General features: G+C 47.4%; 4 protein-coding genes. 1 reads left to right on the top strand and 3 read right to left on the bottom strand.

The annotated features are described in order from the left end of the window. Window positions 1-64: 64 nt before the first annotated feature. From HOK28_18565 to HOK28_18555, 3 genes are all read right to left on the bottom strand, one after another. Complete coding sequence (locus tag HOK28_18565) at window positions 65-1267, bottom strand: hypothetical protein (GenBank protein MBT6435107.1); 1203 nt, start codon at window positions 1265-1267, stop codon at window positions 65-67. A 25-nt stretch (window positions 1268-1292) separates the two neighbouring features. After that, a complete protein-coding gene (locus HOK28_18560) occupies window positions 1293-1847 on the bottom strand; it encodes a hypothetical protein (GenBank protein ID MBT6435106.1) in 555 nt (184 codons plus the stop codon). A 188-nt stretch (window positions 1848-2035) separates the two neighbouring features. After that, window positions 2036-2797, bottom strand: a complete 762-nt coding sequence (locus HOK28_18555) for a hypothetical protein (GenBank protein MBT6435105.1) — start codon at window positions 2795-2797, stop codon at window positions 2036-2038. 299 nt (window positions 2798-3096) lie between these two features. Between HOK28_18555 and HOK28_18550 the strand changes: the two genes are divergently transcribed. Further along, complete coding sequence (locus HOK28_18550) at window positions 3097-3630, top strand: hypothetical protein (GenBank protein MBT6435104.1); 534 nt, start codon at window positions 3097-3099, stop codon at window positions 3628-3630. Window positions 3631-3687: the final 57 nt, after the last annotated feature.

Raw genomic sequence — 3687 nt, 5'->3', positions numbered from 1 at the left:
AATGATTTCGAGAAATAGGCGGCATGCACACATTCCTGCTTAATCTATTCCCATATTCTTTAATCTATTCTTTAGCTGCATTAGTTGCACTCTCAAGCGCCGTCAACATGGCTTTATCAGCAGCGGAGAGGTTAACCATTAGCCACTGTAGATACTCACCTATTTTTTCCAGTAAACCGCGTACAACAAAATCAGGTTCCCGAGACATATACAGGTCGAGGAAATTCAGATTTTTAAGATATTCGAGAACATATTGAACATGCTCATTGTCCAAAAGACGACCAGGCTGCCAGCTATCAATGTCTGATTGGATAATCATGTTCTGGCGGAAAGATTCCATTAACGAAAGGTGGGGCCAATAATTTGTCTGCCGATTTCCCTCATCCCAGGCACAATACTCAGTAGGATAACCCAAGGCATTCATAGCGTCGCCTGCAATGCTTTCAATCTTCCGAGATGTCCGAACTCGGTCCTCGTCTCGCCATTTAGAGCCATTGTTGCCTTGGTTTCTGACCACGTGTGTATCAACGCCTTTCGCTTTTTGATTTTTTTCAGCGCTTATCGTTTTCTCTTGGGTGGAAGAAGCCACTGCTCGAGCGATATCCTCGGCCGAATAATGAAGCCCCATCTGCTCTAGAATCCGCCCCAATAACTGCTGGGCATCGGCACGGTAATCTTCACATCGGTACACCCGCACTCCTGGAAAACTCATCCACAATAAGTGAAACAATCGCCAGTAATCTATCCGCGGGAGAAGCGTTCTACTTTCTATGGACGATAAATATTCCTCAAATGAGTCACGCTCGCCCAAGCGTCGATATTGCGAATACATCGAATCTCTCGGGTCGCGCGTAAACAGAATAACATTGGCATCCTTAAACTTCTGCACTGACGGAAAATCGTGAGAAAACTCAACGAGGATATCATTGCGAAAATGAAATGTTTCCTGGTCACTCAGTACGGGAAGAAAGGAAAACAAATCGGACTGACCTGGTTCAACAATATACTCATCACCACGACGGTGCCACATGGGTGAACCAATATTTCTTTCACACCGGATACCCAACACTAGAAAACAGTTGAGCAGCCAAGATGAAGCTGATGGTTCCGTTGGCGAAACAAGATGCCATTTGACAGGATCCGAATCTTCATAAACCGGGATCTTGAAAACACCAACCGGTACTTCATATCCAAGAACCGCCATCGAATCGCCAGTCACAGATTCAAAGAGCGAACGCCGCTCTTTCGACCACCGACGCCAAATCAAGTTGGGCTCCAGCCTGTTCACAGCTTCAGCACTTAAGCTGACTGCCCGATAGGCCTCGATAAATGCCTGGATCAATGGCCCGGAAAAGGGCCAAGAAAACATCGCGAGAAAACAACAAGTCTTCGAATCGCACTGGAATTAGGCTGGTTGTTCGAGTCCCAACTTTTATTGTTCCCTTATCCGCCAGCTGGGCACAGTCTCTCCAAGCACCAAGAAAACACTTTAATTCCGAAAGTAGGGGTTCGTCTGTGGCTGGCTTGATTGCAATAGGAGCATCCAAAACCGAACCAAGTCGATACCAACTGGGATAGAGCTTTTCCGCCTCTGTCAGGCAATTACGTGAAATGTAGACGATTACATCTGCAGGCATCTGCTCTAGCTCTTGCTTGTAGCGCTCAGGGGAAAGAGTTCTTACCGAAAAATCAGCAGCTAGAGATGTTGATTCTTCAGTCGTGGAATCGAAAAAATGCTTTAATGACCACCCAACAAGCTCATGGCCTGCGCCGGGCAACCCAACCAAGGCGATCCGCCGACGCTCTTGCTTCGCCTTCGACTTGCTTGTGTTATTCCCATCAACCATCTGAAGGAGCAGCCAAGCTCACCCACCCGCTTACGGAATAAGAGCGAAAATTTCGAAACACTGATGGCACACAGAGCATGCTAACAACTCCTCCAATATTTAAACAGGCTATACCGAACACTCAAGAATTTACCCCTCAAAAGACTACAACCTACCCGTTACTCCGATTCCGTCATCCTCACTGCGAATCAACCGAACGGTGGGGTATCGAAAAAACCAACAACCTCAGCTCCCCGGCCATCATCAGTAGGAATAGGTTCACTCTCACCCACTTCTTCGCGGGATGTGGGGTCTTGAGTCCACTGCTTGTTGTATTGCCAGCGTACCGCAAGGTCGAGTTCTCTGCATACTGGCCACTCACAAAACGCAAGGTTATTTCGCTCAACTTCTCGCCAACGTAAATCCATTTTACCACTGGCTGTTTTACCGCTTTTCCACCAAATTCTTTCCATAAACCAGTCGTTGCCGTAATTGATGCACTGATAAAAATGCCCCAATTCATGAATCAAACCGAGGCTTGCTGGAATGGCACCAACTCGGTTGGCTATTCGGATGTCGTAATCTGTCTCGGAAACTTTCTCTAGAGCCAGTTGTCGCCGCTCTCCCCGCTTAACAAAGTGAATCTTCCCCGCAACCTCTAGATGGGTTTCTGCGGCCTCAGGATCCCAGGCAATCAAATGCCGCTTACGCTTAGCCTGACCCACCCCGTCAAGGCTGTAGTCCACAATACCCGCAGGATAAAATGTAGTCGTTCCCACACTGCGATAACAGACCACTTCCACAATTTGGTCGGTTGACTGCGCTGCCTCAATAATAAATCGAGCCGTCGAAGACTTGCTCATCTCAGCGAATGCACTCTCTACTGCAATCTTGGCCCGGCCAGCATCGTACACATTCTCTAGGCATCCTTCTAATGCTTTAGGGCAAGCCCCAAGATATTCAATGGTCATGTGTGCACCTTTCAGATGAACTCCACCATTCCACATGAGGCATCGGAGTCAAGAAATGACCAACTTAAGGGTACACTCCGCGAAACTTAATGCACGGCCCACAGTTCTGGCGACACTTTTGTCCATTCCCTGAGGTATTAAGGCGCCGAACCAATCCAATTTGTCTCGTATTTTTAACTGGTTACAAAGTCACAATTTTCAGGTGGTGCACTTCGTTAAGACCAGTTTCATTGGCATATGAATTGCTTTGTTTATAGCAACGCCAGCTTCTTTTCAGCAGGCTAAAAAGGAGTTGTATTATGAGAATGTTAAAATACTCACAACTGATTACAGCCGTTATCATTATGAACGTCATGACCTCTGCCGCGTTTGCAAGCGAACAACAGATAGCCCAAAGCTCGCACAATACACCACTGGCAAACCCAGTGAGTCATGAATTGGACCTCGAACTGATTGCATTTGACGATTATGTTGATGGTGCAGTGATGGGTACCATTTTGGGATTTGGTTCAGGTCATGCAATGCAAGGACGATGGGACGATGGAGGCTCCGCCTTCGCAGCATGGGAGGCCGGCTTCCTTGGCGGTGCGGGTCTCTCTGCATTTGGTTTTCTTCACACGTTTGACCTCTACTCCAATAGAGGTGACGTTTTTGCAGGCTTATTCGTAGCAGCCGGTGTTGGTTTTCTGATCACGCGGGTTTTCGAAATTGTTGACCTTTGGAGCGTTGACCATCAGGCAGATGGTGAAGAGCCCGCAACCACCTACGCACCAGCAATTGGTTACAACTCGGATAACGATGAAGTCAGCTTTGGGCTCGCTCTAACTTTTTAAAGCCAGTATTTATTGAGTGATGGGCAGGACGTGAATGAGGCTTCGCTATATGTGCTT

The organism is Deltaproteobacteria bacterium (genome assembly GCA_018668695.1).
In the GTDB taxonomy this organism is placed as follows: Bacteria; Myxococcota; XYA12-FULL-58-9; order XYA12-FULL-58-9; family JABJBS01; genus JABJBS01.
The sequence above is the reverse complement of the archived record's forward strand: the minus strand, read 5'-3'. Positions and strand labels throughout refer to the sequence as shown.